General features: G+C 56.1%; 19 protein-coding genes. 6 read left to right on the forward strand and 13 right to left on the reverse strand.

Annotated features, from left to right (window positions below; genetic code table 11):
- Positions 1 to 112: 112 nt before the first annotated feature.
- Positions 113 to 3,448, reverse strand: a complete 3,336-nt coding sequence (gene carB / locus GGE09_RS05180; protein ID WP_309744519.1) for a carbamoyl-phosphate synthase large subunit — start codon at positions 3,446 to 3,448, stop codon at positions 113 to 115.
- A 174-nt stretch (positions 3,449 to 3,622) separates the two neighbouring features.
- Between carB and GGE09_RS05185 the strand changes: the two genes are divergently transcribed.
- The 4 genes from GGE09_RS05185 to GGE09_RS05200 all read left to right on the forward strand — a co-directional run bounded on the left by GGE09_RS05185 (position 3,623) and on the right by GGE09_RS05200 (position 6,648).
- Positions 3,623 to 4,276, forward strand: coding sequence for a histidine phosphatase family protein (locus tag GGE09_RS05185; RefSeq protein WP_309744521.1), 654 nt, complete (start codon positions 3,623 to 3,625; stop codon positions 4,274 to 4,276).
- Between the two features lie 65 nt (positions 4,277 to 4,341).
- Positions 4,342 to 4,842 carry a lytic transglycosylase domain-containing protein gene (locus GGE09_RS05190; RefSeq protein WP_309744522.1) on the forward strand — a complete coding sequence of 167 codons (501 nt, stop codon included), beginning with the start codon at positions 4,342 to 4,344 and terminating at the stop codon, positions 4,840 to 4,842.
- Positions 4,843 to 4,894: 52 nt separating this feature from the next.
- Positions 4,895 to 6,055, forward strand: a complete 1,161-nt coding sequence (locus tag GGE09_RS05195) for an aminodeoxychorismate synthase component I (RefSeq protein ID WP_309744524.1) — start codon at positions 4,895 to 4,897, stop codon at positions 6,053 to 6,055.
- A complete protein-coding gene (locus tag GGE09_RS05200; protein WP_309744525.1) occupies positions 6,013 to 6,648 on the forward strand; it encodes an aminotransferase class IV family protein in 636 nt (211 codons plus the stop codon). Before GGE09_RS05195 ends, GGE09_RS05200 begins: the two co-directional genes overlap by 43 nt.
- A gap of 3 nt (positions 6,649 to 6,651) precedes the next feature.
- Here the strand turns inward: GGE09_RS05200 and GGE09_RS05205 are convergent, their stop codons facing one another.
- Positions 6,652 to 7,296 (reverse strand): methyltransferase domain-containing protein, encoded by a 645-nt coding sequence (locus GGE09_RS05205; protein ID WP_309744527.1) that lies wholly within the window; start codon positions 7,294 to 7,296, stop codon positions 6,652 to 6,654.
- A gap of 150 nt (positions 7,297 to 7,446) precedes the next feature.
- Between GGE09_RS05205 and aspS the strand changes: the two genes are divergently transcribed.
- On the forward strand, positions 7,447 to 9,333 hold the full coding sequence (gene aspS, locus GGE09_RS05210) for an aspartate--tRNA ligase (RefSeq protein WP_309744529.1): 1,887 nt from the start codon (positions 7,447 to 7,449) through the stop codon (positions 9,331 to 9,333).
- 43 nt (positions 9,334 to 9,376) lie between these two features.
- Here aspS and GGE09_RS05215 read toward each other — a convergent pair whose 3' ends face one another.
- The 4 genes from GGE09_RS05215 to GGE09_RS05230 form a co-directional block, all read right to left on the reverse strand.
- Positions 9,377 to 9,994 (reverse strand): L,D-transpeptidase, encoded by a 618-nt coding sequence (locus GGE09_RS05215; protein WP_309744531.1) that lies wholly within the window; start codon positions 9,992 to 9,994, stop codon positions 9,377 to 9,379.
- A gap of 127 nt (positions 9,995 to 10,121) precedes the next feature.
- Positions 10,122 to 11,102, reverse strand: a complete 981-nt coding sequence (hpaD, locus tag GGE09_RS05220; protein WP_309744533.1) for a 3,4-dihydroxyphenylacetate 2,3-dioxygenase — start codon at positions 11,100 to 11,102, stop codon at positions 10,122 to 10,124.
- Positions 11,103 to 11,106: 4 nt separating this feature from the next.
- The gene (hpaE, locus tag GGE09_RS05225) at positions 11,107 to 12,624 is read right to left on the reverse strand and encodes a 5-carboxymethyl-2-hydroxymuconate semialdehyde dehydrogenase (protein WP_309744535.1); all 1,518 of its coding nucleotides are present in this window, start codon (positions 12,622 to 12,624) and stop codon (positions 11,107 to 11,109) included.
- Positions 12,625 to 12,634: 10 nt separating this feature from the next.
- Positions 12,635 to 13,027 carry a 5-carboxymethyl-2-hydroxymuconate Delta-isomerase gene (locus GGE09_RS05230; protein WP_309744537.1) on the reverse strand — a complete coding sequence of 131 codons (393 nt, stop codon included), beginning with the start codon at positions 13,025 to 13,027 and terminating at the stop codon, positions 12,635 to 12,637.
- A gap of 175 nt (positions 13,028 to 13,202) precedes the next feature.
- Here GGE09_RS05230 and hpaR point away from each other — a divergent pair, with 175 nt between their 5' ends.
- Entirely contained in the window at positions 13,203 to 13,658 is a 456-nt protein-coding gene (gene hpaR / locus GGE09_RS05235; protein ID WP_309744539.1) for a homoprotocatechuate degradation operon regulator HpaR, read from the forward strand.
- A gap of 62 nt (positions 13,659 to 13,720) precedes the next feature.
- Here the strand turns inward: hpaR and GGE09_RS05240 are convergent, their stop codons facing one another.
- The 7 genes from GGE09_RS05240 to GGE09_RS05270 are packed head-to-tail and all read right to left on the reverse strand — an operon-like array spanning position 13,721 to position 22,575.
- The gene (locus GGE09_RS05240; RefSeq protein WP_309744540.1) at positions 13,721 to 15,367 is read right to left on the reverse strand and encodes a hypothetical protein; all 1,647 of its coding nucleotides are present in this window, start codon (positions 15,365 to 15,367) and stop codon (positions 13,721 to 13,723) included.
- Between the two features lie 3 nt (positions 15,368 to 15,370).
- Entirely contained in the window at positions 15,371 to 16,423 is a 1,053-nt protein-coding gene (locus tag GGE09_RS05245; protein ID WP_309744542.1) for a hypothetical protein, read from the reverse strand.
- A complete protein-coding gene (locus tag GGE09_RS05250; RefSeq protein ID WP_309744545.1) occupies positions 16,423 to 18,102 on the reverse strand; it encodes a hypothetical protein in 1,680 nt (559 codons plus the stop codon). The genes GGE09_RS05245 and GGE09_RS05250 overlap by 1 nt, the downstream gene beginning before the upstream one ends.
- Positions 18,103 to 18,126: 24 nt before the next feature.
- Entirely contained in the window at positions 18,127 to 18,597 is a 471-nt protein-coding gene (locus GGE09_RS05255; protein ID WP_309744547.1) for a hypothetical protein, read from the reverse strand.
- Between the two features lie 11 nt (positions 18,598 to 18,608).
- Positions 18,609 to 20,540 carry a hypothetical protein gene (locus tag GGE09_RS05260; RefSeq protein WP_309744549.1) on the reverse strand — a complete coding sequence of 644 codons (1,932 nt, stop codon included), beginning with the start codon at positions 20,538 to 20,540 and terminating at the stop codon, positions 18,609 to 18,611.
- A complete protein-coding gene (locus tag GGE09_RS05265) occupies positions 20,537 to 22,114 on the reverse strand; it encodes a hypothetical protein (RefSeq protein ID WP_309744551.1) in 1,578 nt (525 codons plus the stop codon). Before GGE09_RS05265 ends, GGE09_RS05260 begins: the two co-directional genes overlap by 4 nt.
- Complete coding sequence (locus tag GGE09_RS05270) at positions 22,111 to 22,575, reverse strand: hypothetical protein (protein ID WP_309744553.1); 465 nt, start codon at positions 22,573 to 22,575, stop codon at positions 22,111 to 22,113. Before GGE09_RS05270 ends, GGE09_RS05265 begins: the two co-directional genes overlap by 4 nt.

Here is a 22,575-nt window from a genome sequence, read left to right on the forward strand (position 1 = left end):
TCGAAATGTGTCGAGAATAATGCGAATCGTACAATTAGAGGCTGAATTTTGACGTGCGAATGCACGCCTGACGCGTTATCGTCAGGCGTAAATTCTAAGGTAATTCAAATATTTAGTATTCTTGCAGTGGGAATACTTCGATATCGCCTTCGCGAATGTTGCGAATAGCACGCGCCGAGGCATAACTTGCTGCTGCTGTCGTATTGTAGACAATTTTCCCATAAAGCGCTTCGGATCGAATCGCCCGACTGTCCTGAATGGAATCAGCACCTTCGGTTGTGTTTATCACAAGGTTAATGTCTCCATTGCGCAGGCGGTCAACAACGTTGGGGCGCCCTTCATAAACCTTATTCACCACTTCAGATTCAATGCCGGCTTTCTTCAAAAACGCGGCAGTGCCCCGTGTGGCAACAATCTTGAAACCAGCTTCATGCAGGATTTGCGCGGCTTCAATCATCTGCGGGGTTTTGTCGTCATCTTTAATCGAAATGAATACAGTTCCCTCGGATGGCAGCGTGTGCCCCGCGCCCATCTGTGCCTTCAGGAAGGCCCGATCAAAGGATTTATCCAGCCCCATCACTTCGCCCGTAGATCGCATCTCTGGGCCAAGCAGCGTGTCGACACCCGGGAAGCGGGCGAAGGGCAGTACGGCTTCTTTCACCGCAAAGTGCTTGGTTTGTGGATCTTTCAGATCAAAGGCAGACAGTTTTTCCCCGGCCATGATCCGCGCCGCGATCGCCGCAATCGGAGAGTTCACCGCCTTGGCCACAAACGGCACGGTACGGGATGCCCTTGGGTTCACCTCTAGGATGAATATCTCGTTGTTTTTAATAGCGAATTGCACGTTCATCAGGCCCACAACATTCAGCGCCAAGGCCAGCTCATGGGACTGGCGTTTCAGCTCTGCAATGATTTCTGGGCTTAGGGAGTAGGGCGGGAGCGAACAGGCGCTGTCACCCGAGTGGACACCCGCTTCTTCAATGTGCTCCATGATGCCTGCCACATGCACCGTGGTGCCGTCACACAGGGCGTCTACGTCCACCTCGACAGCGCCTGTCAGATAGCTGTCCAGCAGCACGGGGCTGTCGCCCGAGATTTCCACCGCTTGTGTGATATAGCGTTCCAGATGGGCGCCATCACGCACGATTTCCATGCCCCGTCCCCCCAGCACATAAGAGGGGCGGATCACCAGCGGATAGCCCACATCGGCAGCGATTTCAAAGGCCTGCTCGCTGGTGCTGGCGATACCGTTATAGGGTTGTTTTAGGCCCAGATCGTTCAGCAGTTTCTGGAACCGTTCGCGGTCTTCGGCCAGATCAATAGCGTCTGGCGTGGTGCCCAGAATCGGGATGCCTTCTTCTTCTAGCGCATTGGCCAGTTTTAGCGGCGTTTGCCCGCCAAACTGCACGATAACCCCGTGCAACGTGCCGTTTTCCTGTTCAACCCGCAGAATTTCAAGAACATTTTCTAGGGTCAGTGGTTCAAAATACAGACGGTCCGATGTGTCATAATCGGTGGACACTGTTTCAGGGTTGCAGTTGACCATGATGGTTTCATAGCCTGCGTCGGTTAACGCATAACAGGCGTGACAACAGCAATAGTCGAATTCAATGCCCTGTCCAATCCGGTTCGGACCGCCGCCCAGAATAACCACTTTTTTGCGGTCGGTGGGGCGGGCTTCGCATTCCACTTCGCCCATAGCGTCCATTTCATAGGTGGAATACATATAAGGCGTTTGGGCTTCGAATTCCGCCGCGCAGGTGTCGATGCGTTTGTACACTGCTGTGACACCCAAAGTAGTACGGGTGATGCGAACATCCCGTTCGGTTTGCCCTGACAGTTCCGCCAGACGCGCATCGGTAAACCCATAGGTTTTCAGACGCCGCAGACCTTTGGCCGATTCTGGCAGACCGTTCAGGATAATCTCTTGTTCCAGAGCGATAATTTCGCGGATACGTTCCAGAAACCACGGATCAAAGCGGGTGATTTCGTTAATTTCATCGTCCGAAAAGCCGAAGCGCATGGCCTGTGCAATAATCCGGATACGATCGGGCGTTTGCAGCGCCAACGCGCGGGTAACGGATTTGTCGATGGCGGTTTGTGCATCTGCATCCGCGCCGCGCACGATAAAGGGCAGGTCGCCGGACGGGTCGTCTTCACGCACGCAGGTGTCTAAGGCGGGGCAGCCATCAACTGCGATCTCGTTAAAGCCGGTCAACCCAGTTTCCATCGAAGCCAGCGCTTTTTGCATGCTTTCATGGAAGGAACGGCCGATGGACATCACCTCACCCACGGATTTCATCGCGGTGGTCAGGGTTGCTTGCGCGCCCGGGAATTTTTCAAACGCAAAGCGCGGGATTTTTGTGACCACATAGTCGATGGACGGTTCAAACGATGCAGGTGTCACCTTGGTGATGTCATTGTCCAACTCGTCCAGCGTGTAGCCCACTGCAAGTTTGGCTGCGACCTTGGCAATCGGAAAACCTGTCGCCTTAGAGGCCAGCGCAGAAGAGCGTGACACCCGCGGGTTCATTTCGATCACAACCATACGGCCATCCGCAGGGTTAACCGACCACTGCACGTTAGAGCCGCCGGTTTCCACGCCGATTTCGCGCAGCACGTTGATGCTGTGGGTCCGCATCATCTGGTATTCTTTATCCGTCAGGGTCAGGGCTGGGGCCACAGTGATGGAATCCCCAGTGTGCACACCCATCGGGTCGATGTTTTCAATGGCGCAGACGATGATGGCGTTATCCGCTTTGTCGCGGACCACTTCCATTTCGAACTCTTTCCAACCCAGCAGACTTTCGTCGATCAGGATCTGGCTGGTCGGAGAGGCATCCAGCCCACTGGCGCAGATTTCTTCATAGTCTTTGCGGTTGTACGCAATGCCGCCGCCGGTGCCACCCATAGTAAAGGCAGGGCGGATGATGGCGGGCAGGCCCACGTCATCAATGGCAGCCATGGCCTCTTCCATGCTTTCGGCGATGGTGGCGCGGGGGTTTTCGATACCAAGGCGGTCCATGGCTTCGCGGAACAATTTGCGATCTTCGGCCATTTCAATGGCTTTGCGATCCGCACCGATCAATTCGATGCCGAATTTCGCCAGCGTGCCGTCTTCGTCCAGCGACAAGGCTGTGTTCAGGCCTGTCTGCCCGCCCATTGTGGGCAGCAGCACCAGTTTTTCATCGGGGCGCGCTTTGGTTTCCCGCTCAATGATCTTGGCGACAACTTCGGGGGTGATCGGCTCGATATAAGTGGCATCGGCCATGTCGGGGTCGGTCATGATCGTGGCTGGGTTAGAGTTCACCAGCACAACGCGGTAGCCTTCTTCGCGCAGGGCTTTACAGGCTTGTGCGCCGGAATAATCGAACTCGCAGGCTTGCCCGATAATAATGGGCCCCGCCCCGATGATCATTACAGTGTCGATATCGGTTCTTTTTGGCATGCTCGGTCCCAAGGCTTGGCCGCCCGTCATCAAGGCGTAAAGAAACGCGTCGGATTCGGGGGGCGATTGCAAATTGTCGTGGTTATAGTCCACAAGACAGGCTGTTCAAGGGGAATTGGTTGTGGATTCTGCGCTAATTTGTCATGAAGCGGCACAAGCAAATGGCAGGACAATATGGCAGTGATAATAATGGTGCGCCACGGGCAGGCGCAGTCAGGTGCAAAAGACGAGGCGAGTTACGACAATTTGTCGGACCTGGGACACCAGCAAGCCAATTGGCTGGGCGAACATCTGGGCGCGGAACATGCTTTTGACCGGGTGGTGACAGGCACCATGCGGCGTCAGATGCAGACAGGTTTGTCTATGGGGTTACCCAATGTGGAATACGAAACAGACAGGCGTTTGAACGAAATGGATTATTTCGGCTTGGCCGGGGTGCTGGAAACCAGCCACGGCTTGGCGGTTCCCACCAGTCAGGAAGAATTCCAAACCCATGTGCGTGATGTACTGGGTGCTTGGTCGCGGGCCGAAGTGGGCGATGATCTGGAAAGCTATGCGGATTTTCGAGGCCGAATCCTTGGGGCGGTTCGCGATATTGCACAAGCACAGGATCGGGTGATTCTGGTCAGTTCCACCGGAGTGATTGCCACTTTGATGGCAGTGGCGCTGGATTTGGATATCCGCCGCAAATCCGATGTGTTTTTGCGTATCGCCCACACATCAATACATAAATTTGAATTGGTGGGTGATGATCTGCACCTGATTCAGTTCTGCGCCACCCCCCATTTGGACCTGCCTAAGCGAGTTCATGCTCGTACTTTGATTTAAATCTGGTCGAAACCCGTCTGAATGGTACACAGCACGGGTTTTTTAACTGTTTTTAAGGGTTGGGCATGGAAAATGTCACAAGACGAGCCGCAATTGGGCTGGTTGCAATTGGATTGGTGGGCGGTCTGGCTGGCTGTGGTGGCCGGCGGGAACGACGCAAGGATCGCAGCGATGAAAAAGCGGCGAAATCAGCGCCTTTATTTCCCAATGAAACGCCGCAACTGCGCGGGTTGATTGTGAAATGGGCAAATTACTATGATGTACCTGTGTCGCTGGTGCAGCGTCAGATCGTGCGCGAAAGCACCCATCGCCCCCACGCCCGCAATGGCCCCTATTACGGGCTGATGCAGATTCTGCCCGCCACCGCCCGCACGATGGGGTTTCGGGGCAAGCCGACGGATTTGCTGAACGCTGACACCAACCTGAAATATGCAGTAAAATATCTGCGCGGGGCTTGGTTATTGTCCGATGGGAACCATGCCACAGCGGTAAAGTGGTACTCTCGCGGCTATTATTACGAGGCAAAGCGCCGTGGTATGTTGAAAGAAACCGGTCTGGTGTCCTGATCCGCCAAACTGCCCTGTTCCCAAAGTGGGCTGCTTGGGCTAATGCGGAAATATGACTGACACGCCGTATGTTCTTGTTGATTTTGGTCCCGAGGGTCGGGCGCAGGCATTTGCACAGCCGCGCGATTTGATCGTGGCCTGGACAAGTGACGAAGTTCCTGCCGCTTTTGAAGCCTTGCAAACGGCCAAAGACGCAGGCCACTGGCTGGCAGGATTTGCCAGTTACGAATTGGGCTATGTGCTGGAACCCAAGCTGGCCGCCCGATTGCCCAAAGACCGCCGCGCGCCTCTGCTGTGTTTTGGCGTGTTTGACGGGCCGGATGACGCCGCAACGGCAGGTGTTCTGGCCAAAGCCGAAGCAGAAGAACACCGCGCAAGGTTAAGCGCGCCAACCCCTTTGTGGGACGAGGCGAGTTACACCAAAGCCTTTGATCAGGTGGCAGGCTACATAAAATCAGGTGATTTTTATCAAACCAACCTGACTTTCCCCATGCGCGCCAAATGGTCTGGCAGCGCAGAAGGATTGTACGGCGCATTGGCGCGGGTGCAGCCGGTGAATTATGGCGGCATTGTTAACCTTGGTCTGGGGGATGTGCTGGTCTCCCGCTCACCCGAATTGTTCTTTCGGCTGGATCAAAGCGGGCAGATTTCCACCCGCCCGATGAAAGGCACGGTGCCGCGCGGCAAAACCGCCGCCGAAGATGCCGAGCTGAAGCAGTTTTTGGCAAATGACGTGAAAAACCGTGCCGAGAACCTGATGATCGTCGATCTTTTGCGTAATGATATCAGTCGTATCGCCAAAACGGGCAGTGTAAAAGTGCCCGAGTTGTTCACTGTGGAAAGCTATGCCACGGTGCACCAGATGACTTCCCTTGTAACGGCGCAAATGCGCGCGGATGTGGGCTTGGCTGAACTGTTCACCGCGCTGTTCCCCTGTGGTTCGATCACAGGCGCGCCAAAAATTCGCGCCATGGAAGTGATTAACGATCTGGAACAGGGCGCACGGGATATTTACTGCGGTTCTATTGGCTGGATTGCCCCTGATGGTGCCGCTGCGTTCAACGTGGCAATCCGTACCCTGTCGCTGGCCGAGGATGGCACCGCGCGTTTGAATGTGGGGGGCGGCGTGGTTTATGATAGCACCGCCCCGTCCGAATATGAGGAGGCCCTATGGAAGGCACGCTACGCGACCTTGCTCCCGCCGGTTTGGTGATCATCGAAACGCTGTGTTTTACCCCGAAAGACGGTTTCGCCCGCCTTGGTCTGCACATGGATCGGGCAGAGCGGAGTTGCGCCCGCCTGAACATCCCCTTTGATAGGGGGGAGGCATTGCACAGCCTTGGAACCTCGGTCGATATGCTGCCCGCGCGGGTGCGGATGACGGTGGATCTGGCGGGGCAGGTGGCGGTGACCACGACGGAAATCACCACGCCGCCCGAAGTCTGGCGGGTTGCGTTCAGCGATGTGAAATTGCAATCGGATGATCCGTGGCTGACGGTGAAAACATCCAATCGTGCGATTTATGATACGGCCCGTGCCGCATTGCCAGACGGTGTGGATGAGTTGATTTTCACCAATGAAAACGGCCAGTTGTGCGAAGGCACCATCACCAACCTGTTTGTGAAGCGGGACGGGATTCTGCTGACGCCGCCGCTGGCCTGTGGCCTGTTGCCCGGTGTGTTGCGGCAGGAATTGCTTGAAAACGGCAGCGCGGTTGAGGCGTTTTTGAAACCTGATGATCTGCAAGGCGCAGAGGTCTATCTGGGCAATTCCTTTCGTGGGCTGATCCTTGCAACACTGGTTTAATCTTCAGGTCTTGCGATAAATCAGCACCTGCGCCTTATCCTTGCCGTGGGCGCTGTTCGGGTCGGAATATATCGGCACGGTTTCCAAAACGGGTGCGGTGATTTTTCCCTGTGAATGCAACCGGTCCAGAACTGGCGCAAATCCTTGGTCCGCAAAATGCTGCGCGTTAACTCCGATGCAGAACAGCCCGCCCGGCCCCGCAAGGGTTAACAGGTTTTCAAGCGGGTCCGGCCCCAAATGACCGTGGGTAAAGGTGCCCGCCGAAACCACCGCCCCGAACAAGGTCGGCGGCGGGGGGAGTGGCAGTGTCAAATCCACGTTATGCAGAGCAGCGTAAAGATTTTTTTCACGGGACCGGTCCAGCATTTCCGGTGAAATATCAAAGCCGTGAATGGTTTTGGCTGGCAGGGATAACGACTCGGCTACCAATCCTGTGCCACAGCCGATATCAGCAATTGGCCTGTCCTGTGGGGTTGCAATTTTGTGGTAAAATTCGGCAATCACGCGGGGGTAAATATAGCCCAGCTTTTGCGCAAATTCCGCATCATAGTGATCGGCAAAATCGTGATAATAGGCCCGTGAATCCGCTGGTGTTTCGATTTCATAGGCGCCCTGTAGCAGTTCGGTTGGTGTTCTTTTTTCTGACATGACCAAAGGGTCCGCTTATCGCGCCGAAATTGCAAGGTATTGCCGCGTTTTCAGGGCAAAAAGCCAAGGTTCCCTTGACAACAGGGCGTTGACGCGGTCAATGCGCAAGAGAATTAACCCCCAGATCAAAGACGCCTGAAGGATATCCAAATGCACGCTTATCGCAGCCACACCTGTTCTGAACTTAATGCGTCGAACGTGGGTGATACCGTGCGCCTGTCGGGCTGGGTTCACCGCGTCCGCGATCACGGCGGCATCTTGTTTATCGACCTACGCGACCACTATGGCATGACGCAGGTTCTGGCCGACCCTGACAGCCCCGTGTTCAAGGACATTGAAAAGGTCCGCTCTGAATGGGTGATCCGTATTGACGGCGAGGTAATGGCCCGCGCGCCGGAACTGGTGAACCCTAAACTGCCCACTGGCGAAGTTGAGGTGTTTATCCGCGATATCGAAGTGCTTGGTGAAGCCGCGGAACTGCCGTTGCCCGTGTTTGGCGATCAGGACTACCCTGAAGAAACCCGTCTGAAATACCGCTTTATCGACCTGCGCCGCGAAAGTCTGCATGAAAACATCATGATGCGGTCCAAGGTGGTATCGTCTATTCGCAAACGGATGGAAGGGCAGGGGTTCAACGAATTCCAGACCCCGATCATCACTGCCAGCAGCCCCGAAGGCGCGCGGGATTTTCTGGTGCCTAGCCGTCTGCATCCGGGCAAATTCTATGCGCTGCCACAAGCCCCCCAGCAGTTCAAACAGCTGATCATGGTTGCGGGCTTTGACAAATATTTTCAGATCGCCCCGTGTTTCCGCGATGAAGACCCTCGCGCTGACCGCTCGCCCACCGACTTTTACCAGCTTGACATGGAAATGTCCTTCGTCAGTCAGCAGGATGTATTCGACACCATCGAACCTGTGCTGAAAGGGGTGATGGAAGAGTTCGGCAAAGGCCGTCCTGTCAATCAAGACTGGCCGCAGATCAGCTATAAAGACGCGGCATTGTGGTATGGTTCGGATAAACCCGACCTGCGCAACCCGATCAAGATGCAGGTGGTGTCAGACCATTTCGCAGGCTCCGGCTTTAAAATCTTTGCATCCCTTCTGGAAAACGAAGGCACCGAAGTGCGCGCCATTCCCGCGCCAACTGGCGGGTCGCGCAAATTCTGTGACCGGATGAATAAATTCGCCCAACAAGAAGGCCTGCCCGGCATGGGGTATATTTTCTGGCGTAAAAGAAATGATGAACCAACCGAAATCGATCTAAAGATGATTGAATGGTCGGTTAATAAATTACGCGATGAAGGGGCCTCAGACGCGGATATTGAAGCCCACAAGTCGTTCCTACATCGGATGGAAGCAGCCGGACCTTTGGCCAAAAACATCGGCCCGGAACGTACCGAAGCCATCCGCCAGCAGCTTGGCCTGGGCGTGGGCGATGCGGCTTTCTTCCTTGGTGGCAAACCAAGTGCTTTTGAAGGGGTCGCAGGTCGTGCCCGTAATGTAATTGGCGAAGAATTGGGCCTGACAGACAAAGAAAAGTTCGAATTCTGCTGGATTGTCGATTTCCCGATGTACGAAAAAGACGAACAAACGGGCAAGATCGACTTCTCGCATAACCCGTTTTCCATGCCTCAAGGCGGTATGGCCGATCTGGAAAACAAAGACCCGCTGGACGTCTTGGGCTATCAGTATGATCTGGCCTGTAACGGCTATGAACTGATTTCAGGTGCGATCCGGAACCATAAACCCGAAATCATGTACAAGGCTTTTGAAATCGCGGGCTACCCGAATGAAGAAGTCGACAAGCGCTTTGGCGGCATGGTCAATGCATTCACCTATGGTGCTCCGCCCCATGGTGGCTGTGCAACAGGGATCGACCGTCTGGTGATGCTGCTGGCGGATGAAAACAACATCCGTCAGGTCATCATGTTCCCGATGAACCAACGGGCCGAAGACCTAATGTTGGGCGGCCCATCAGAACCCACAAACGAGCAATTGCGAGAGTTGGGTCTGCGGGTTCTGCCGCAAGACAGCTAAGCACAAAAAAGAAGCGGCGCGTGCGGTTCACGCGCCGCAATTCTTATCCAGTGACGTCGGAACCGATTGGTTTCTTTGGATAAAGCCCCTTAGGGTGCAGGATCACTTTGGTATCCATCGGCACCCGATTGTACAAATCAACCATATGCGCATTCACCAGACGGGCACAGCCGTTTGACACATCCAGACCGATGGTCTCTGGCTTGTTGGTGCCGTGAATCCGCAAGAAGCTATCGCCGCGTCCCGGATAAAACAGATATAATGCTCGTGCGCCCAGCGGGTTGTTTGGCCCGCCCGGCATTCCGTCTTCAAATTGTTTGTAGCTTTTGGGAGAGCGTTCGATCATTTCAGGGGTGGGCGTCCAACTTGGCCATTTTTTCTTGGCCCCCACAAAAAACGACCCACTTTCATACAGCCCGTCACGCCCGACGCCCACGTAGTAACGGATCGCCTTGCTGTCCTCGATCGTCAGGTAAAGCGCGTAATGATCAGGGACCACGTGGATTTCACCGGGTAGGCCACCTTTGATCTTGACGATTTTCGGTGCAAGAATTTCCGGGATCGGCGGCTCGTTTGCGATGGTGTTATCATAGGCGAGCAGCGGGCTGCCAGCGCAGGCCCCAAAGGCTACTGTGCTGGCTATAAATTGGCGTCGTTTCATAGAGTCCCCTTTGTGGTTAAATAAATCCTAGCCAAACAAGGGTATTTGTAAACAAAAACGGATATTTTTTTGTGAGATGTGGCAGAAGCCCAGATTGTAGCCCCATTACAGGGGCTACAAAACAGGATTACGGCGCAATGATCGGCTGTGCCTTCAGGCTGGGTTCTTGGGTGGGCAGATCGGCGAATGTGCTGCCATGCTCGAACCAACTGCGCGGCGCAGGTGCCCCCCAAAGCGTCTGGCGCTGTGGATCGGTCAAGTCCCAGTTGATCGGTTCGTGGTCGGGATCAACGGTTTGATAGTCCGAGCAGTAAATTTCCGTGCGATGACCGTCAGGGCAGAGAATGTACAAGAAAAATGCATTTGAGATGCCATGTCGGCCCGGTCCACGTTCGATATTTGCTACATACCCTGTGGTCGCCATCAGGTCGAGCAGGTCGATAATGTTCAGGGGTGTCGGCACCCAAAAGGCCAGATGGTGCAGTCGCGGGCCAACGCCGTTGGTGAAAGCAACGTCATGCACGCCGCCCTTGCGATGCATCCATGCGGCCCAGTTGCGGCCCGTTTTAGCGTCCTCGGTGTGTTCGGTGACGCGGAATCCCATATCGCCCCAGAACGCGATGGACGCATCCACATCGGGAGAGAAATAGTTAAAGTGGTCAATCCGCAGCGGCTTTACGCCTTTGTACAGTTTATACTGTTGGTGAATGGTCTCTAAACGGTCCATCTGGTGATAAAATTCGATGGGCATGCCGTTGTTGTCTGTGGTCAGCAGCGTCCGGCCCTGATGGGGGCGGGTAATCCAGCTGGTAGGCAAGCCTTTGTTTTTGAAAAAGACTTCGGCTTTGTCTAAATCCTCTTCGGAGTAGACCTTAAAACCGCAAACATTGACGCAGGCGCTGGGGCCTTTGGTCAGGATCACACAATGATGCCCCCGTTCTTCCATGGCGCGCAGATAGACTTGGCTGGCGTCCTCATAGGTGATTTGCAGGCCCAATGTATCCACGTAAAACGCTTTGGATGCCGACAGGTCGGTGACCACAAGTTCGATGTGGGACAGGCGCACGATGTTGAAATCGGGGTAAAGGTTTGGGGTTGGAAGTGGCATCAGATCAGCCTCCGAGTTTGGGAATACGATGTTCGCTCATGGCGAAAGCGATGTTCTTGGTTTCCATGTAAAAATCGAACGACCAGTCGCCGCCGTCACGCCCGATCCCACTGGCTTTGTTACCGCCAAACGGGGCAGGCAGGTGGCGGGTGTTTTCGGAATTGACCCAGATCATCCCGGCATCCAGCGCGTCCGAAAACTGCAAGGCGCGGGTGACATCTGCGGTCCAGATATAGCCAGTTAGCCCGTATTCCGAATCGTTGGCAATGGCCAGTGCTTCCGCGTCATCCTTAAACGGGATAGCGGTTAGAACAGGGCCAAAGATTTCTTCGCGGGCTATGCGCATCTGGTTGTTTGCATTGGTAAAAAGGGTCGGCGATACGTAACAGCCGTCGCCCAATCCGTCGGGTTTTACCCCCCCTGCGGCGATAGTTGCGCCTTCTTCGGTCGCCAGCGCGATGTAGGATTTAACCTTTTCTTCATGCACAGGGTGGATAAGGGGGCCAACGGTGGTGTCCGGATCCAAAGGGTGCCCCACTTTAATCCGCTTGGCCTTTTGGGCGACTTTGGCGGTAAATTCGTCATAAATACTCTCGTGCACCAATAGCCGAGAGGAGGAGGTGCAGCGTTCGCCGTTCAGGCTGTAGATCATAAACACTGCCGCATCTGCGGCCCGTTCCAAATTGGCATCTGGAAAGACAATCACAGGGTTTTTGCCACCCAGTTCAAAGTGAAACCGCTTTAGCGTGGTCGATGCCTGTTGCATGATATGCGTGCCTGTGCGTCCTTCACCAACAAAACCGATGGCTTTGATGGCCGGGTGTTCTGTCAGGGCCTTGCCCGCATCCTCTCCCATGCCGTTCACAAGGTTCCAAACCCCTGCGGGCAATCCGGCTTCCTCGGCGATTTCTATCAACAGGCGGGCTGTCATGGGTGAAAATTCGGCAGGTTTGTGGACAACGGTGCAGCCACAGGCGATGGCTGGGGCGATCTTCCACGTGGACAGCATGAAGGGCGTGTTCCACGGGGTGATGATGCCCACCGGACCGATAGGTTTACGGTTGGTGACGTTTAACTGGTTAGGTGCATAAAGGGATTTCCCGTCCCGTGCTTCAACCGCTTTATCCGCGAAAAAGCGGAAGTTTGCGGCTGATCGAATGGCGGCTTTGGACATGAACCGCAGCGCCTGACCTGTGTCTAGGCATTCGGTAAAGGCGATTTCTTCGGCGCGGGCTTCAATTCCATCGGCAATGGCATGCAGGATGCGTTTGCGTTCGGTCGGGTCGGTTTTTGACCAGGTTTTGAACGCTTCTTGGGCTGCGCGGGCAGCTTTGTCGATATCTGACGCCTTGCCATGCGCCACTTTGGCCAGCGGTTTCAAATCTACCGGAGAAATGGTTTCGAATGTGGTGCCGTCATCGGCGGGGACGGCCTGTCCGTTGATGTGATTTAAGACGCCGTCTTTGCGAAAGCGGGCGATGTAACCTTCGGCCTTGGCGATATTGTTTTCAAGTTCTGACATTATGCTTCTTTCATGTCTTTTGCGCGCGAACACGCGGGTGAATGGCATTCTGTTTCCAGCTGAAATCCGGATCAATTTCTCGAATTTCCATGGTCAGGGCAAAATGGGGGGTGTCAAACAACGGGGCCAGAAAGTCTGTCATGGCTTTCCAGATATGCTCTCCTGCGGCCCGTTTCAGATCCGCAGGACGCCCCGCGCCAATACTGATGGTCAGGTGGATAAATCCGTTTTGCGGCAACAAATCCGCAACGCAAAATGTTTCGCTGCGATGGGCGCGAACCCGAAGGGCGCCTAATTCGAACAGGCCGGATTCCAAGGCGGCTGTATGCAGTGCATTGCACAGACCTTGTTGGTTAACCGAGCCGTCCAGATTGGCTGAATATTCATAGGATAGGTGTGGCATGGGATCCTCATCATGTTAACACGTTAATTACATTGTGGAGCGGTATCTGTCAAGTTTGACGATTATTTTTGTTTACCTCCCACCTTAGGTTGTGATTGGTCCACCGCTTTCCTGTTGATTTTTTCCGAAAAATCATTTATCAAGTGAAGTAAGTTTAGCGAAGGATCTGACCAGAATGGACGATCGCACTGCACTTGACGGCCTTAAGCCGATGAACAAAACACTGCCTATTTTACTGTCGCGCGCCCGTGAAACGCTGTTGTCGTACTGGCGTCCGAAACTGACGGAAATGGGCTTTACCGAACAGCAATGGCGGGTGCTGCGTGTGGTGGCTGAACACAGGCGGATCGACATCAGCACCCTGTCGGATGAAACCGCGATGCACATGCCAAGTGTAACGCGAATTTTGCAGATGTTGGAACAAAACGGGCTTGTGGAACGGACCCGAGACGAAGAGGATTCCCGTCGCTCTTGGATCAAGGCCACTCAGAAAACATTTGATGTGTTGGCCAGTTGCGTTGAAACCTCGAACGAGATTTACGCGGGTATTGAAAAGAAATTTGACAATAAAAAGATGACGCAATTGCTGACATTACTGCGCGAGTTTTCGGATGTTGGCACGCGAAGCTAGATGCGGAAGCATCAGCAGGGCAAGGTCGCCAGTGGTTTTTTCTTGCGCAAAAATGGTGTTGTTTAACTGAAAATACCAGTTTCAGTTTCGCAGCTTAGCTTTTCGATTTTCAGATTCACATCACTGCTAAGCGTGACGTCACCGCTTTTCAGAATCGCCGAAAACGCGGTTTCTGCTTTATGCACCGCCACAGATTTTGTGTCGCCCAGGGATGATACCGTCAGGGTGCCAATGGTGTCAGACGGCGTAGTATAGCCCAGTTCAAAAACCAGCGCCTTTGCAGAAGCCCCGAAGTTTCGCTGGGTCCAGCCTGTGTCACGGCGGATGTCTTTGGACAGCAAGGGTTGCAAGCGCGGGTGGTTGTGTGGGGTTTCCAACAGGCGCAAATTCCCGTCGATAGCCGATAAAACCAGCCCATGAAGCAGCGATTGTTCGGGGGGGTCGAGCACCCAAGGCGTGGTGAATGGAAGCCATGCTGCAACCCGCCCCTCTGGTCCGATGTCGTGGTCCATCAGGGCGGGGCTGATTGTTGCTGTGGTGGTGCAGATTTCGGCGCCAGCGGTATTCTTGGCGCTGTCCCATTTGTGTAAGCCTAGGGTTAAGGTTCCCTCGGATTGGGGGGCTTCTTCTAGCATCAGCCAGCATCCTGTTATCGTAATCGGTGTTTCGGCGTAATCGCCTTTGGGTTGAAAAGGTTGAGCCAGGCGAAGCCGTGGATGCGCGTGAATTTGAAAAGCAGAGGGCGTGGTTTCCATAAGCCCAAGATGGGCCGGTCCCGTGGCGCGCAGCGTTCCAGTGATCCGCGTTGTCTGGGGCAGGTCGGGATCGGGTTTCACCGGTGCAATAACGGCTGGCTGCCAAGGTGTAATGGCGAATTCTGTCTTGTCAGGGCTGTGCCCTATGGCGAAACGGGTGCGTTGCTGCGTGCCTGTGACATGTAGTATCCCGTTGCTTTGGCTTAGAATATTCAGGGTAAGCGTGCCAATGGTCGCGGCTGTGTTGAAGGTTTCTGATAAATCAGGTGTGGTGGCAGACTGGTCAACAGCAAGAGCCTGAACAATGCGGTGAAGGATTTGATCCTCGGCAGTGGAAACGGCGATTCCAGCGGGGGCATTGTCGATAATCAAGGCTGCTCGATTGCCGATCAGGTCACCGCTGGAAAAATAACTGCTGACCGAATTTATCTTCGCGTTAACATTTCGGGCTTCAATGGCCGGGGCATCGTACGCGAGGATGGCGACGCCTGTAACAGCATTTTCGGCAGAGGTGAGCGTGCTAAAGGAGCCGAATTTGGATTCGGTGACGAAACTATGCACAAAAACCGGAGGTTCGATCTGGCCGATGCGGGCATAGTCCCCGCCGTAAAGGTTGTTTGTGCTTTGGTGTACAATTGAACCGGGGGCTGGCATCGCGTAGCGGGCCGATGTGTTGGTGAAGGTCAATTGCGCGTTTAAAAAACGCCAATCCGCCAGACCGGTGATCGTCAGCTTGGACACTTGCCCAGCCGCGAGCCGTAGATCTGTGCCGTCTTGCAAATCGTTTAGCGCGAGGGTCTGCTCAAGGCTGGCATTTACGTCGTGGGACACGTGGTTGCGCAGTGCAAGGCTGTAAAGGACAGGGTTATACGACTCGATCAACAGGTCGACCACGGCGGTTTGAGCTTGCTCCAGATTGGCCTCAATTCCCTGTGTAATCACCTGTAGTGCCATGGCTTACACCTCTGCTTTGGCGGTGGACAGTTGGCCCAGCGTTAACCGTGGCCACGCGTCCGTGCGCAGGAAAGGCATCAAAGGTTTAGCCAGCAATTCAACCCGTAGTTTCTGATCCGCAGGCATTTGGGCTGGCAGGGTCAGAGTTGTTCCGTCCCAGACCTGATCCAGTGTCAGTTCTGCAAATTCCGTGTCCAGAAACCCTGCGTTAATCCCGTTAAACACAAGCGAGCGGCGCAGGTCGAGAAACAGATGCAAGAGCTTCAACGTGCCTTCCAGTGACGTATTGCTGCCCGCTATTTCCACCGCTGTGGCGTCCAGTTGCGTTTTGGGGATGCGCAGCAGGTCGACCAATTTGACAATGCTAAACGCACTGAATTGATTGGCATTTTCGGGGCCGATATTGGCAATGACGGAAATTGGCAGGTCATCTGTGGTGGCGTCAATACGGGCTGTCATATGTTTGGGGTCCGGCGCTGATTGGCTGTCTATGGCGATTTGCAGGATGTGGCCTCCTTCGGCCGGAACGGCGCTGAGGGTTTGACTGCCGCGAAACAGAACCTCCAGCCGCCAGGCCTGACGGGTGCCGAAAGGCTGTGGCGTGATTGCGGTCAGTTGATCAAAGCGCCAGCGGGCAGATAACCTGCGTCCGCCTGCCAGAATATCCGCCGTATCCACCGCCAACCCGCCCGTTTCATCCGAGGCAAGCAAGCGATCTAAAACCACACTTAACATCAGATCACGTCCGTCGGTCGGGGCGTCTGACGGGGTGCGCAGCGCAGTGCTCAGTTGCATACTGTCCGGCCCGATCAGATGCAAAACGACGCTGGCGGTAAAAGGGGTGGCCAATGCCTCACCCGCACTGCGCCCGCCTACATCACTGTCATGGGCCAAGGCCCCAAGGGCGGCATAGACGCCGGCGGTTTGGGGCAGGGTGCCTGTTGGTGTGCCCGTTTCCGCGCGGCAGGGGGCGGCGAAAAGTCCTGTGGGCGTGGCCACGGCATTCACCGCATGTGCGGCGCGCGCGGCCAGTAGTTGGGGGAGTGCGGAGATCATCAGCTGGCCAGTTTTCCAAAGACGGCAAGATCAAAACTGAGGTTGTTCACATCCACAACCGACCCGTTGGCCCGCAGTCCTTTAAAGGTAATCTCGCATTTATCGGGGGATTTGTGACGGATGTGCCCGCTGATCATCTGAAAACCGAATTTAAGGCGCGGGGTGACAGATACGGAATAAGCCGAGTTTTGGTAAGGTTTTATAAAGCGAATCCGCACATAAAGGGTTTGAGTAGCAGCATTCGCCACCTGCTGGCGGGTGACATCCAGAATATTGCGCCCGCCGCTGATAGCATAACCTGATCCGAACAGATCGGGGCGATCCAGAATGTCGGGCAACCAACTGGTGCCGCCCCACATGGGATTGTCAGCGCGGTAAAATCCTGCATCCCCGTTGATGGCGCGCTGGATGTTGCTGCGCAGATCGTCCGAAAGCGAACCCCCTACAGCGTCAAGATATTGTGCGTCGATTCCCAGATTATACAGCATGGATTTGCCTGCCGCAGCAGCACGGTCCCGTTCCCCTTGGTTGCCAAGATCGCGGAAATCAACAGATTCACCCTCAGCGAAAAAACTTTGCTTGCCGACAAAACCTGACGAGACAGTAAAGCTGTCAGGGCTGCCAACGGGAACGGGTTTGCCGTTGATATCCACTGCGCCAACACTGGTCATTCGCGCCGCGGCCATCTGGCCCCCTTCGGTCAGTTTGATGCTGACAGGCTCGGGCTCGGCGGTTGTTGTGGCTGCGGGTACGGTGGTTCGTGCAGCGTTCGAACTTGGGGCAGGCGGCGCTATTGGCGCGGAGGCTGAAGCAGAGGTTGAAGCAGCGGCCGCAGATGCAGGTGTGGCTGAACGCATCATAGCGGCCCCCATAGTCGTCCCCCCTGCTGTCGCTCCCGCAGGCATCGTCATTGTATCGGGCAATCCCATCCCGCCGATTGCCCCCGCTTCGCGCAGTATTTGCACCCCCCCTGACAGCACTTCAAAGGCCCCGACCGTTTCGATTTCAAGGGTCGTGCTGAAAATTGCGTCTTCCAATGTGAAGGCCAGTTCAGGGTTTTGGGTCTTTAATGGGTTGCTGGTGCCAAAGGTTTCAAAGGGCTGTAACGTCGGTTTCCCGTCTACTTGGATGATCTTGGGGTTCAACTGGATCGGCAGGTCGTCGGGGTTCAGCCCAATGACAGGGGGCAGCCAATAGACTAATTCAGGGTCGATAAACGTGTCGATTATGGTGGGGCGGGTGTCGATTGGTTCCCAGACCACAATCGGATCGCGCCAGATTACCTGACTGGCCGAAGACGCACTGTCCCCCGTGCGGCGCAGCATTAATTGTACCTGCGCCGACAGCTTTTCCTCGGTCACCGCGCCGTTTTTCAGATGTCGTGTTTCGACTGCACTGTCTGCCAGCGCATTTGTCCCGATTGCCCCGTCCGCAATATGCGCTGTGCTGACGGCGCCATCCGCAAGGGCGCGCGCCTCTACCGCTTTATCCGCCAGTTTCGGGGCTGTGACGGATCGGTCCTGATAGGCAGGAGTGTCCAGCGCTGGCCCGTTTTCATCCCCCTCATGGGTGTGGGAGTACAGTTGGCGCAGGATTTCAGTCTGCAGCGTGTTCAACTCGCGGGCTGAAAGCGGAACGCCGGGGCCGAATTCGGCGGGGATGACGATGGGATCGGGCATCACAAACTCCTGTCCATAGTTGGGTTAATTGCCCACGCTCAGGCTGAAATTCAGCAGAACGGGCATGCCTTTGACCACTTCGATGGCGTTATCGGTTGGCGCGAAATTATAAAGACTGGTGGCCTTGGCCCCTGTCGCGGTCTGGCTGTCTACCAACAAGCCGCCGCCGATGATTTTGGCAGGACGCGGGGCATCGCCGCGATAGCTGATCGTCAGGGTGCTTTTGGCCAGTTTCATATCCAGACGTTCAATGTTTTCAAGGGCCATCGCTGCGGCCTGTTCTTCGGGTTTTGCCGCATCCGGCTTGAAGCCGTCTGCCCCAAGCAAGGGCCGGAATTCTGGCTTGGTGCTGGAGCCGCTTAACAGGTTCATCAACAGGGCCTGACCTGCGGGCATCACCGAATTGTGCCGTTTTATGCAGGTTAACGGGGTGCCGTCCGGCGCAAGCAAGGTCAGGGTCATCAGGCCGGACAGACGGGTGTGGGAATGGGTCATTTCAAGCTCCTTTAATCTATGTTGGTTTTGCGGATTGTGACGGTATCGCCACTGCGCAGGTGGGATTTCAGCTCTATGCTCACAGGGGGAAGGTCAGGGGGAGGATTGGGATCCACGACGGGGTTGGCTTCTAGGGAGTCGACCAGTTTTGCATGGCTTGCCAGTTCAATTCTGTGTTGTGGCATCAGGCTGAAACGGTCCGTGGGCACAACATGATCGCCCAGCGGCAACACCGGCCCGCCAGCAGATATTTCCAGCGTGTCGGTTGGTCTGGCCACATCGGAAGCCCCAAGGTCCAGCGTTGTTTGGGGATGAACCGTCAGGGCATCTGACATTGTTGCATGGGATACCAAAACCCCGTCAGGGGGTGCGGCGCCTAGATCAAAGCCAGAGGATAAAGCCACGTTCGAAGCGATGGTCAAACCAACCTGCGTGTGAACCGTCAGCCCGTCTGACAGCAGTACATGGCTGTCAAACTGCGGGCCTGCATCCAAATCGAACCTGTCTGACAGGGTGGTTTTTGAGGATAGGTCCAGCTCCACTTCGGGCAGGGGCAGATCGCCAAAGGCATCTTCGGGCAGGGGCGTGACGCGGATTGTGCCTGCCAGTTTGAACCGGTCGATCATCGAATTCAGCCAGTGGACACGGTGGGTCAAAGGGCCGGATTGATCGGGGGCCAATCCGGTTTCATCAAAGCGCAGCGCAAATTCCCCAGCGCGCCGCCCCGCCCAACGGGCGGTGATCCGCAGCTTGGCCGCGCGGGGCAGCGGGGTGAAACGGGCGTCCAGAATATCGGTCTGGGCCGCGTCCGAGGGTTTGTGGATTTCGATCACATGCCAGCGGGTTTTGCCATCCCCCAACAAGGCAGGCATCTGTAACCGCGTGCCAGCCCCTTGCGGGATCGAGCCTGTGTCGATCATCTGATCCACCAGCAGCCCCGTCCAATCCAGATGATCCGCCCCGCGTACATCCAGCGCATATCCCGCAGCGGGATCGCTTGGTTCATTGTCAAACAGGGATTGCACTGATGCGATTTCCGACAGGCCCGCATAAACCGAATCCTTTTCCCCCTGTGTGGTGATCCAACTGCGGCTGGTGGGAGTCGGGCTGTCTCTGTGATCCCAGCGCAGGGCGGCCACATCCACGGTTAACCGTTCACCGGCCCTCATTTTACGGTTCACTACAATCACGCGGGGGGCATGTGTCAGGCGGTTTGGATCCACTTGGATCAGGGCAAAGGGGCCGATGGGCTGGCCCGCTTCAAAATCAAAAACCGGATCGGGGTACAGACGCTCTGCATCCCCCAGCACACCGGACAGGGTTTTGAAGGCAGGGTTTTGCAACTCGAACACATATTCGGGGCGGTTCAAAGGTTCGGCGGTTTGGGTATACAGGCGCAGCGGGGCGTCCAGCACATCGGCTGCAAAGGCAGTGCCACCATCAGGTTTGGCAAACAAGCCACGGGTTTGGCCCAGCTCGATGCTGCCAGATTGGGTCAGCCCGTTGTGGCTGTGGGAATAGGTCGGATCATCAGGGCGATAGGAAAAAGCGGCCAGCAGATCTGCGCTAGCGGCCAACCCGATCAGCGCCAACATCCGCCGCGCAGTGGCCGCGCCTTGTAAGGCCAGAACGGACACCATGCGCAGGCGGGTGCGAAAGGACTCTGTGTCTTCTTCGGGCCAAGGGGTTTGATCGTGTAGCGCCCCAAGGGCGGCCCCATCGGACAGATCACCGAAATACGCGACAGAACGAGAGCGTTGCAGCTGCTCCAGATCGAAATCGGCCCGTTTCAGCGTATCGCGGCTGGCTTTTGTGACCACGGCCATGGGCGTGTGCGGGTCATGCAAGGCGCGACGATAGGGATCGGGCAAAAAGCGATCCACCCGTTTAAAGCCCTGGGCAGGGGCAAGCGCGCGCAGGATTTCAGGGGACAGATCGGTCATGGGGTTGCGGGCTCCCATACAAAGCGCACAGGGGGTGCGGCGAGTGTGATGAGCGTGCCTGCCGCCACGTCCATTGTGGTGTTTGCCCCCGTCAAAGCTGCGGCGCTGCGTTCGATCATATCAAGCACATTCAGGCGTGTGGTATTCGCTGTCAGGCTGGCCCCGACCGCGCCGCCCAAGCCCTCGGGGCCAGCCAGTTGCGCGATCATATCGGTCAGGTTCAGGGTGCGCGGCTGGGTCGGGGCCAAAGCGTTCAACCCGTCGATCACAGCGTCTAGAACAGCGACCGCATTGTCCGTCAGCGCGGTAATTTCAGCGCTGGTGGGTTCTTGCATAGGCGGAGACAAGACCAGCTCCAGCGACACTAGCGGGATTTCTTCGAGTGTTATGGCCACTGCTTCGACCCCTTCGCCAAGGTTCAGACGGGTGAAAGGGGGGAGGGTGATATCCCCAAGACTGGTGGCGGGGGGGCTGCCTGACAGGCGCAGGCTGCTGTCGGCGGTGACCACATCGGCGACATTTTCCACGCCCATCAGCCCTGCCAGCAGGCGGTTCCACGTCAGCGTACCGCCAATGCCCATACCATCCACTTGCGCGGTTAAAACGGCAGTGCAATCCGCGATCAGTTTCAGGGTTTGTGCGCCGGTTAAGGCGCCACTGGCTGGGCGGATCACCAAGTTGCCGCTTAAAACCTGTGTCGCTGTGGCCCGCACCCGCGCGAGAATACCCGGGCCTTTATGGGCCTCAATCGCGGCAGTGATTTCCGCCTCGTTCTGGATCAGGTCCGCATCCGAGGTTTCCAGCACGATTTCCAATTCGCCGGGCGGCATGTACGGCTGCCCCATTTCATTCAGATCAGATGCATCACGCAGGTGAACAGATTTGATCTCTGCAATTCCCATCAGCGCGTTTTCCAGCGCCTTGGCTGTGCCGCCCCCCGCGCTGGCAATGGCCATTTTCGCCCGTTTGCGCAGCTGTTCATCGGTTTCCCGAATCCCGAGTGACACCGATGGCCCCACAAGCGCCAGCCCTGCGATCCCCGCAATCGGGCGCAATTGCGTGACGGTGCCATTGTCTGCGTCATCCTGACTAAGCGCAACATCGGCGGCGGTCTGGTTCTGGGTCAGATCGGGCAGCGCATGCATGCCGATAACCAGCGTGTTTTCGCCCACTCGCATTTCGTAATCATCATCGACGGAGTAAATCACCTTGTCGTCCGCCTGCACCCGCAAAACCGCGATCTGGCTGCCAGCGGGGATGATCACCCGCGCAGTAATGCGGCTGTCGCGGGCCAGGGTGGCCTCGGCGATTTCGGCGGCGCCGTCAATACGGGTGATCCCCACCAGCGCCACCAGTTGATCCAGCGATGCGCCTGTTGCCGTGTCGATAAACCCTGCGTCATAAACCGCGTTCATTCGGGCATAAAGTTCGGAAAACTCCCGTGCTGTGGCTTCGACCATAGTGCGGGCAACAGAGCCGGGCGCAAGGTCTGTCAGCACGCCACTGTCTGACAGTTTTTCCAGCATGAAAGCGACAATGTCCTGATAAGGGCGGCGGGCGTTTTCCGGGGTCATCGGCTTGGCTCCAACGCAAGGGCGGCGTCGCCGTTGATCAGGCTGATCAGGTCAAAGACCAGCCGCGCCTCGGGGTCGATTTCTATCTGCACCATGATGGCATTGGGATCGGCAGCGTTGCGGCTGATTTCAATGCTGCGCAGGGTAAATCGCGGATCGGCACGCAGGGCCTCGCGGATATATGCGCGGGCGCGGGCAATGTTTTGCGCGTTCAGCAATTCGCCGATCAACAGATGCAGGCGCGATCCGAAATCCGGATGCCCGAGCGCAGACAAGGATCCGCGCGGCACCGCCAGCGCCAGCCATGCGGCCTGACCCACAGCATCTGCATCCACCACCGTGTCCAGATCCCAGCCCACCGCCGTGGCGCGGCGATCCAGACGCAGGGCGCTGCCCGCGTTGCGGCTGGGCTGCAAGCGGATGTCGCTTAGGTCTTGGTGGCGCAACTCGGATCGGAGCAT

Source organism: Roseobacter sp. N2S, from assembly GCF_031454055.1.
Classification (GTDB): domain Bacteria; phylum Pseudomonadota; class Alphaproteobacteria; order Rhodobacterales; family Rhodobacteraceae; genus Amylibacter.

Excerpts from the sequence above, each read along its gene's own strand:
- carB (WP_309744519.1), bottom strand. The coding sequence starts at position 3,448 with ATGCCAAAAAGAACCGATATCGACACTGTAATGATCATCGGGGCGGGG.
- GGE09_RS05185 (WP_309744521.1), top strand. The coding sequence starts at position 3,623 with ATGGCAGTGATAATAATGGTGCGCCACGGGCAGGCGCAGTCAGGTGCA.
- GGE09_RS05190 (WP_309744522.1), top strand. The coding sequence starts at position 4,342 with ATGGAAAATGTCACAAGACGAGCCGCAATTGGGCTGGTTGCAATTGGA.
- GGE09_RS05195 (WP_309744524.1), top strand. The coding sequence starts at position 4,895 with ATGACTGACACGCCGTATGTTCTTGTTGATTTTGGTCCCGAGGGTCGG.
- GGE09_RS05200 (WP_309744525.1), top strand. The coding sequence starts at position 6,013 with ATGGAAGGCACGCTACGCGACCTTGCTCCCGCCGGTTTGGTGATCATC.
- GGE09_RS05205 (WP_309744527.1), bottom strand. The coding sequence starts at position 7,296 with ATGTCAGAAAAAAGAACACCAACCGAACTGCTACAGGGCGCCTATGAA.
- aspS (WP_309744529.1), top strand. The coding sequence starts at position 7,447 with ATGCACGCTTATCGCAGCCACACCTGTTCTGAACTTAATGCGTCGAAC.
- GGE09_RS05215 (WP_309744531.1), bottom strand. The coding sequence starts at position 9,994 with ATGAAACGACGCCAATTTATAGCCAGCACAGTAGCCTTTGGGGCCTGC.
- hpaD (WP_309744533.1), bottom strand. The coding sequence starts at position 11,102 with ATGCCACTTCCAACCCCAAACCTTTACCCCGATTTCAACATCGTGCGC.
- hpaE (WP_309744535.1), bottom strand. The coding sequence starts at position 12,624 with ATGTCAGAACTTGAAAACAATATCGCCAAGGCCGAAGGTTACATCGCC.
- GGE09_RS05230 (WP_309744537.1), bottom strand. The coding sequence starts at position 13,027 with ATGCCACACCTATCCTATGAATATTCAGCCAATCTGGACGGCTCGGTT.
- hpaR (WP_309744539.1), top strand. The coding sequence starts at position 13,203 with ATGGACGATCGCACTGCACTTGACGGCCTTAAGCCGATGAACAAAACA.
- GGE09_RS05240 (WP_309744540.1), bottom strand. The coding sequence starts at position 15,367 with ATGGCACTACAGGTGATTACACAGGGAATTGAGGCCAATCTGGAGCAA.
- GGE09_RS05245 (WP_309744542.1), bottom strand. The coding sequence starts at position 16,423 with ATGATCTCCGCACTCCCCCAACTACTGGCCGCGCGCGCCGCACATGCG.
- GGE09_RS05250 (WP_309744545.1), bottom strand. The coding sequence starts at position 18,102 with ATGCCCGATCCCATCGTCATCCCCGCCGAATTCGGCCCCGGCGTTCCG.
- GGE09_RS05255 (WP_309744547.1), bottom strand. The coding sequence starts at position 18,597 with ATGACCCATTCCCACACCCGTCTGTCCGGCCTGATGACCCTGACCTTG.
- GGE09_RS05260 (WP_309744549.1), bottom strand. The coding sequence starts at position 20,540 with ATGACCGATCTGTCCCCTGAAATCCTGCGCGCGCTTGCCCCTGCCCAG.
- GGE09_RS05265 (WP_309744551.1), bottom strand. The coding sequence starts at position 22,114 with ATGACCCCGGAAAACGCCCGCCGCCCTTATCAGGACATTGTCGCTTTC.
- GGE09_RS05270 (WP_309744553.1), bottom strand. The coding sequence starts at position 22,575 with ATGCTCCGATCCGAGTTGCGCCACCAAGACCTAAGCGACATCCGCTTG.